The sequence below is a fragment of the Eubacterium sp. CAG:156 genome (genome assembly GCF_000434315.1).
Taxonomy (GTDB): domain Bacteria; phylum Bacillota; class Clostridia; order Lachnospirales; family Lachnospiraceae; genus Eubacterium_U; species Eubacterium_U album.
This window is the reverse complement of the sequence record NZ_FR878158.1, coordinates 23,021-29,179: the sequence shown is the minus strand read 5'-3', so window position 1 is coordinate 29,179 and position 6,159 is coordinate 23,021. Positions and strand designations below refer to the sequence as shown.

General features: G+C 27.7%; 4 protein-coding genes. All 4 read right to left on the bottom strand.

Features of this window, described 5'->3' with window-relative positions:
• Nucleotides 1–148: 148 nt before the first annotated feature.
• Genes csn2 through cas9 form a run of 4 tightly spaced genes read right to left on the bottom strand, consistent with a single transcriptional unit; the run spans nt 149 to nt 6,045 of the window.
• Nucleotides 149–817: a type II-A CRISPR-associated protein Csn2 gene (csn2, locus tag ABMA45_RS06125; protein ID WP_022089005.1), complete on the bottom strand. Its 669-nt coding sequence runs from the start codon at nt 815–817 to the stop codon at nt 149–151.
• Nucleotides 814–1,119, bottom strand: a complete 306-nt coding sequence (gene cas2, locus ABMA45_RS06120) for a CRISPR-associated endonuclease Cas2 (protein WP_297134086.1) — start codon at nt 1,117–1,119, stop codon at nt 814–816. The genes csn2 and cas2 overlap by 4 nt, the downstream gene beginning before the upstream one ends.
• 4 nt (nt 1,120–1,123) lie before the next feature.
• On the bottom strand, nt 1,124–1,996 hold the full coding sequence (gene cas1 / locus ABMA45_RS06115) for a type II CRISPR-associated endonuclease Cas1 (protein WP_022089003.1): 873 nt from the start codon (nt 1,994–1,996) through the stop codon (nt 1,124–1,126).
• On the bottom strand, nt 1,993–6,045 hold the full coding sequence (cas9, locus tag ABMA45_RS06110; protein WP_022089002.1) for a type II CRISPR RNA-guided endonuclease Cas9: 4,053 nt from the start codon (nt 6,043–6,045) through the stop codon (nt 1,993–1,995). Before cas9 ends, cas1 begins: the two co-directional genes overlap by 4 nt.
• Nucleotides 6,046–6,159 lie beyond the last annotated feature (114 nt).

Genomic DNA, 6,159 nt, shown 5'->3' with positions numbered 1-6,159 from the left:
CTTATTCGAAACTACAAGGTTCTCAAACTGCTTTGGGCTTCGTTACTCTGGTTCTTCTGTTTTACACTTATTCGAAACTACAAGGTTCTCAAACCTCAAATTGTCATCACCGAACCTATATACTTGGTTGTATCGTAGTTTCTAAATACTATTTTACAATTAAACATCTATCTTTGTCTATTATAAAAATATTATTATCACCAAATTCTTTTCTCTCCTCAGATTCAATAAATAACATCGAAACTTTCTTATAAAAACCTATATGTCGTATATTATCAATTTTATCATAAGGCAAATATTCCATTAAATTCAAGAATATAATTAGTTTAACTTTTAACACATCTACTAATATTTTTATATATTCTTCAAGTTTTTCATATATATTCTTATAATCCTCTCCAATTCTAACATTATAAAGCTTAAATAAATTCTTCCAATCAAACTCCAAATCATATTGAACATTGCTATATTCTACACACCCACATATTTTTTCTAATGTAGAAACAATTTCACTATTAATTGAATCATAGCCTTCATTTTCCTCTTTCGCTATTTGAGATAATTGCTCATATAATTTAGTAATAATCTTTTTATTATTAAAATCAACGGAAAAAGGATCTATTATAAACAATACATCCTTTTCCATTTTCATCTCTTTTTCTGCCGCTAAAACAAAGTCTCCTTCAATTCCATCAACTTGTGATAACAAATTTTGAACAATATCTATCATGCATTCTTTATTTTCCACTACTAACTCTGTACTTTTATTTTCTTCAAACTCAATTTTCAAATTGTACTTACTATTAACTAATCTCATAAAATAACAATCCTTTCATCTGAATCTAAAACCTCATTTGTTTTTTCTCCAACAATATATTCCATTCTGGAAAATTGTTTTTCAGTTATTCTTAATGTCTGTACAAGACCTGATATTGGTTTATTTTTCTTTACATTTTGAACAATTAAATCTGCTGCAGTAGAGTTTTGTGCAAGCTTACAATAAACGCTTTCCTGCATCATAAGAAAACCGTTTTTTATTAAATATTTCCTAAATCTCGTATATTCTCTTCTATCACTTGCTGTAGTAACTGGCAAATCAAACATAACAATAATTCTCATATATCTATAACTCATTATAATAAAACCTTATTAAAGAAACATCCCTATCATTTAATGCATCGCATACACTTCTGCAATAAATTTTGATAGCATTAGTTAAAACCTCTTTCTTATCAGCCACTATTACTTCTGTATTAAGTATCTTTAACATACTGTATTTTTCATCACTTTCAAATTTATCTGGCTTCAATTCAATTACCAGTGAATCAACTAATGGTCTAAACGGCTCCATCAAATCTGATGCCAAATTAAATTGATTAAACATATTATCATGAAACAATCCAATTTGCGTAATATATCCCAATGAAACTATTTCTCGATTAAATATAGACAAAATAATACTATAGCCATAATTTAGAGCTGCATTAACAGGATTATCCTCTGTTCTAGTAAAACTTTTACCAAACAAAGCATTAAAATACACTTTAGCAGCATGTCCCTCCCTATTTGTAACATCTCCAAATTCTACTTCATGCATATATTGAAATAGCATATTAGCTTCTTGTTTCCCATATTTTTGCAACAATAGTGCCTGTTGCTTTATTTTTTCAGAAACAATTTCAGTCCAAATATGTGCCTTATCATCCTTAGTCCATTCAATCTGTTTTCTTATCTTTGCGCTAGTATCATGGCTTCCATAATATGGAACCAATTCTGAACTAGGATTTCTTTTTTCATCACAGAAAACTACCTTTATTTTATTTTTTACTAATTCATTTAAGAGATAGGATGTCATTGATACCGCTGTACTTTCAATTATCAACATCCCTATCTCATTCAAATGAATTTTAGTAGTTTCGCTACCTCTAACAACAAGGTAACCAATTTGATAATCTAGTTTTGCATTGTTCGATATTACGACTGTTCGCCAACTCATACAGTCAACAAGTCAATTTCATTCTCGTATAGACCTGTAACTGATTGGTTGATTAATTTGCATTCCTTCATTTTTGAAATCTCTTTACTTGTTCTATTAATTGCATATGTACTACTTAATCCAAGCTGTGATAAATTAATACTATACACTCCATCTTGCGAATATCTCACTAGTTCAAGAATTACATTGATTTGCTCATTTATTTTCAGTTCAATAAATTTATTTCTATTCTGTATTATTGCTTCTTTTAAATTACCTAATCTGTTTGAAAATAATTTGTTTGAATATTTTTCTATAAATATATCATATACTTTTATATTGTTTTCACTATTTATATCAATACACTCTATGTTTTTAGATATTTTTCTAACATATTCATTTATATCATTTTCAAGAAACAATTGTGTTGCATTTCCCCAAATTATTCTATTTACACTTTTAGCATTCAAATAGTAATAGTATCCATTTATTTTAAATAATGATTTAACTTTTATTTTTTCCATTATTATTTTGGGTTCATCATATTCAAGAACCTGTACACAATAATTCAATAACTTATTTTCTTTATTTAATGCATCTAAGTACATTGGATATGCCTCAATTGTTCTAATTCTTTTTTTCTTTATTGTATGTTCTACTAAGAAAAAATATTTTGCAGTCAAAGAACCATATCCTCCATATTTTTCTACATTCTTTAGCTTTTCATCGCCCATTTTAATTGGTAAATATACATTTTTCTTTGCAATTTTTGCACTACATATATTTTGATCACTAATTCCCCCTTTTTGTCCTGAGTGTTTTTCATAATTCATTCTAGTTACCATAGGGGTATTTTTAGCCATCATTTTTCTTACCATAGATATACTTTCCGCCCCTTTAGTAATCCATGCATCTACACCACCTCTAGATACCGGATATTGGAACATATGGTCCATATGATATTTATTTTTTTCAGGATTTTTTTTGTAATCCTTTATAAAATTTAATGCGCTTTTTGTAAATTTAGTATAATATACATTTCCAACAACAATGTTTAAATACGCATCATTTGCGTGATGAAAATCATTAACATTTCTGCATTTTATAAGTTTAAATTTATGTCTGAATTCGGATACATTACCTGCTTTTACATAGACTATATCTGATTCTGGAAATGTCTGTTCAAATAAGTCTGTAATTACTTTTGTTCCTTGCCTTGTTTCTACAATCTGTCTACTAATAAATTTTGCTTTTTCATCATCTGTAAACTCTTCCTTTCTAATTAATCTCGAATATTTTTCTTCCGTAATAAAATTACCATCTCTTAGCATTTTCCACATTGAATGCATTTTTTGTCTTATTTCATTTTCTATCGGATAATTATCACTTTTATGAGCATTAAAGTTTTTTTCTACCAATACCAAATTATTTTCAATACTATCATCTTTTACAAAATGTCTTGGATAAATATGATCTATATCGTATAAATTATCATTTAATAAATTTTTTAGATCTATTGGTTTTCCTGAATACATGCATCTTCCCTTTTGCATATAATATAAATACAACTTTTTACTTTTAAATTCAGACTCCTCTCTGGCATTTAATTCTTTACTCCAATCTCCTTCCTCTTTTTTGCAATTTTTATACAATTCTAACAATTTCTTTTTCCTACTGTCTTTTCTATCCTTTGGAGCATTCACATCTCTAGCCATTTCAACAAAAATTCTTTTAGGAGGGCATCCTAATACTTCTTCCAATTCTTTAAGTACAAGAATTGTCTGCCATACCATTCTTTTAACCGGTGTAGACATGTAAAGTTCATCCAAATCCTCATATTCAATAGTTGAAATTGTTTTTTCAAGTTTTTTACTTCTCTGTTCTATTTCATATGCATATGAAAATCTTTCAGTAGCAATCAATTCCATTAAATTATAGTTATCATTCCACATTCTAGAAATTACAGATGCAATTTCTCCTGTTTCTTTGTCTACTCCACTTAGCTCCAATAATTCTTTTGAAAGTCTTCCCCAATCCTTAAACTTCATTCCAAGAATTCTCTTGATTTGCTTTTCGTCTAATACATTACTATATTCTTCTCGAATTCGTTCCTCCAAAAACTTCCTTGAATCTCCATATATTGTAGAATATCTAATAATATTCTCAGCTATATCAGTTTGTTCATATGTTAAACTTTGAACGCCAAATATGTCAGCAAATTTTTTGTAATTTGATAATTTGTTAGTAAAATCTCCATCAATTCCTGATATTTCTACTTCTTCACAATTATCGATTTCGCCTTGTTCCTTCAGATATTTTATTAAACCTTTTTTTGTAACTTTTTTACCTTTTTTAAACAAATCATTGAAAATATTTTGTTTTAATTCTACGCTTATTTTTTCGCCGTTAATCTTTAACTTGTTAAGTTCATTTAAAACCATAAATTTTTCATATAATAAAGAGTTTTTTGGGAGCACTTCTTCATCATTCAAATATGTGCAATGATTAATCAAATTTCTGATAAATTTTTCAGATGATTTTTTTATATCTATTTTCTGTTCAAAATTCCAAGGATATATCGGACCTTTTTCTTTACGTACAGACCACATATTATGTCTGTGTTTTGACTCATCATTTCCAATATTATAAGCTATCGGTCCAACATAATATGGAATTTGGAACTCAAATAATTTGACAATCTTCTCACTTATTGTGTATCCGCTTTCATCTTTTTCATTCAGGAAATTTAAATATTCACTTGCATTTTTTAATATTTTTTTTAATTCTTTTTTATGAACCTGATTTGGTATAACCCCATTTGATGCAGTTATTTGTTTTGGTAAGAAATTACCCTTATCAATTTCACTTGTAATATATTCCTTTGCTTCACAATCCTCCCAAGATTTGATTGTATTTAATATATTTTTGTAAAAATCTTCTTTTTTACTTTTACATCCTCGTCTAACACTATTGTCCTTATAAATAACTGAACCTACATATGCACTATAATTCCCATCATTCATCTGTCTGAACATTTTATTATATTCTTCCATAGAATTTTGCTTATAGTATTTTTTTAGTACTTCTAAATCTTTTTTATGTTTATCATACAATTTCACTCTTGCAACAGACAAATACTCTTCACCATTCATAATATTTGCCAACACAGACCAATCATGTATTTGTTTAATTAGTAGGAACATATCGTACTTGTCATCATCGAGATTGTCTTCTATTTCAATTATTTTTTCATCAAAATTAGAATCCCTAAACGATAATGTCATTTTTGCAAATTCGTCTTCAAATTTGTCTTCCACATAAATTTTAGATATTGTGCCCTTTAATCCACAAATGAATTTAAAAATCTCCGTCTCTATTTTATTTTTATTTTTAGATAACTCATATAATTCTAGTAAGTTTTCTAACCTCTCTGAATTAGAATATTGAGTTGATTTTAAAATCTTCTCTATTTTTTCAATTTCAACATTTTTCAAATTAATATTTAGAATATTAACCATACTCTGGTGTAGCATCTCAATATATTCTTTTAAATTACCACCACTTTTATCATCCAAATTTGCATTTAAGAAATGTCCTCTATGTTTAAACATATTAAGAATCGCAAGATAAACTAGTCTTACATCATATTTCTTTTTATCATTTTCGATGTTTAATAAAGCTTTTCTCAAGTGAAAAATTGTAGGATACTCATCATAATACTCTTTATCTGTATATCCTGTATCAGCAAAGATTGCATACGGTTGATGTTCCTTTTTGTCTTCCAAAAAATATTTGCTATCATTTAATCTTTGATAAAAACCTGGATCAATTTTATTAATTTCTTCCGCAAACATTTCCTTAAGGCATGCAATTCTTGCTTTTTCCCTATCTAAACGTCTTCTAGATGTCCTATGCGTTCTTCTTTCTGCAGCTGTTTTAGCTTCGCTAAATAAACGCACTCCCCACAAATCTTTTCCTTTTGCTCTTAGGATTCGATATTTTTCATCTGTTACTGCCCATCCTACTGATGATGTTCCCATATCCAATCCTAAATAATAATTTTTTCCCATATATACCTCCTGTATTTTATAAGTGTTAGCTAAGTGCACACTTATTTTTTATAAAAATTCATAAAAAATTTTTTACTAAATTATTGACAAATTCAATAAAAGTGATAAACTAAT

Excerpts from the sequence above, each read along its gene's own strand:
- csn2 (WP_022089005.1), bottom strand. The coding sequence starts at position 817 with ATGAGATTAGTTAATAGTAAGTACAATTTGAAAATTGAGTTTGAAGAA.
- cas2 (WP_297134086.1), bottom strand. The coding sequence starts at position 1,119 with ATGAGAATTATTGTTATGTTTGATTTGCCAGTTACTACAGCAAGTGAT.
- cas1 (WP_022089003.1), bottom strand. The coding sequence starts at position 1,996 with ATGAGTTGGCGAACAGTCGTAATATCGAACAATGCAAAACTAGATTAT.
- cas9 (WP_022089002.1), bottom strand. The coding sequence starts at position 6,045 with ATGGGAAAAAATTATTATTTAGGATTGGATATGGGAACATCATCAGTA.